Source organism: Micromonospora arborensis, from assembly GCF_003205615.1.
In the GTDB taxonomy this organism is placed as follows: Bacteria; Actinomycetota; Actinomycetes; order Mycobacteriales; family Micromonosporaceae; genus Micromonospora; species Micromonospora arborensis.
The window spans coordinates 1-1,419 of sequence record NZ_PYBV01000090.1 but is presented as its reverse complement, the minus strand read 5'-3'; the positions used below and the strand labels follow the sequence as shown (position 1 = coordinate 1,419).

1 protein-coding gene is annotated in these 1,419 nt (G+C 66.0%); it reads left to right on the top strand.

The window, feature by feature from the left end:
• Positions 1–119: 119 nt before the first annotated feature.
• Positions 120–1,364, top strand: coding sequence for an IS256 family transposase (locus C7C45_RS32900; protein WP_110568814.1), 1,245 nt, complete (start codon positions 120–122; stop codon positions 1,362–1,364).
• Positions 1,365–1,419 lie beyond the last annotated feature (55 nt).

Here is a 1,419-nt window from a genome sequence, read left to right as displayed (position 1 = left end):
GGTTGCGTCCACGGGAGTGGTGTACGACTTGCCCGTGATGGGCGTGTTGGGTAGATAGGAGACGGCCACCGCGCGATCCTTCGAGACGGCTAAGTCCGAGTGAAGGAGTGTGATGCGCGATGGCCGCATCTGAGAGTGTGAACCCTGCTGAGCTGCTGCGCGAGCAGATCGAGGGCGCGTCGCCGGATGTGTTGCGGGCGATGGTGAAGACGTTCGCGCAGGCGTTGATGTCCGCCGAAGCGGATGCGATTTGCGGCGCCGATTACGGACAGCGCAGTGTCGAGCGGGTCAACTCGCGCAACGGTTACCGGGTGCGGGAGTGGGACACCCGCGCGGGCACGATCGATCTCGCGGTGCCGAAGCTGCGTACCGGTTCGTACTTTCCGGACTGGCTACTGACCCATCGCCGGCGGGCTGAGCAGGCGTTGGTCTCGGTCGTGGCGACGTCCTACTTGCTCGGGGTGTCGACCCGTCGGGTGGAGAAGTTGGTCGAGCAACTCGGCGTCAAGCAGCTGTCCAAGTCGCAGGTGTCGGAGATGGCAGCGCACTTGGACGCGCAGGTTGAGGCGTTCCGCAACCGGCCTCTCGACGCCGCCCATTACCCGTTTGTGTGGATGGACGCCTTGACGATGAAGGTCCGTGAGCATGGCCGAACCGTCAACGTCCACGCGCTCGTCGCGGTGGGGGTCAACGCTGACGGTCAGCGTGAAGTCCTCGGCCTCGACGTCGCCTCCGACGAAGACGGCGCCGGCTGGTTGGCGTTCCTGCGGTCGTTGACCGCCCGTGGACTGTCCGGTGTTCAATTGGTCATCTCTGATGCTCACCGCGGTCTCGTGGGCGCGATCGGCGCGGCCCTGCCCGGCGCCGCCTGGCAGCGCTGCCGCACCCACTACCTACGCAACCTGCTCACGAAGGTCCCGAAAACGGCGCAGCCATGGATCGCCACTCTTGTCCGCACGATCTTCGACCAGCCCGACGCTGACGCCGTCCGGGCCCAGTTCGACCGGGTCGTGACCACCATCGAGGCGAAGTTCCCGGCCGCCGCCGAACACCTCGCCAACGCCCGAGAGGACCTCCTGGCCTTCACCGGCTTCCCGCGTGAGATCTGGCGCCAGATCTGGTCGAACAATCCGCAGGAACGGCTGAACAAGGAGATCCGCCGACGCACCGACGTCGTCGGGATCTTCCCGAACCGGCCGGCGATCATCCGCCTCGTCGGCGCGGTCCTCGCCGAGCAGACCGACGAGTGGACCGAAGGCCGTCGTTACATGGGCCTGGAACTCCTGGCCAAAGCCCGCCTCGTCATCGTCGAGCCGGACCAACACGACACCGACCAGACCAATCCCAGCCCGATCGCCGCCTAACATCAAACCGGATCCAGCGATGGTCGTCTCCTACACCACCAGCGCGGACGTGACC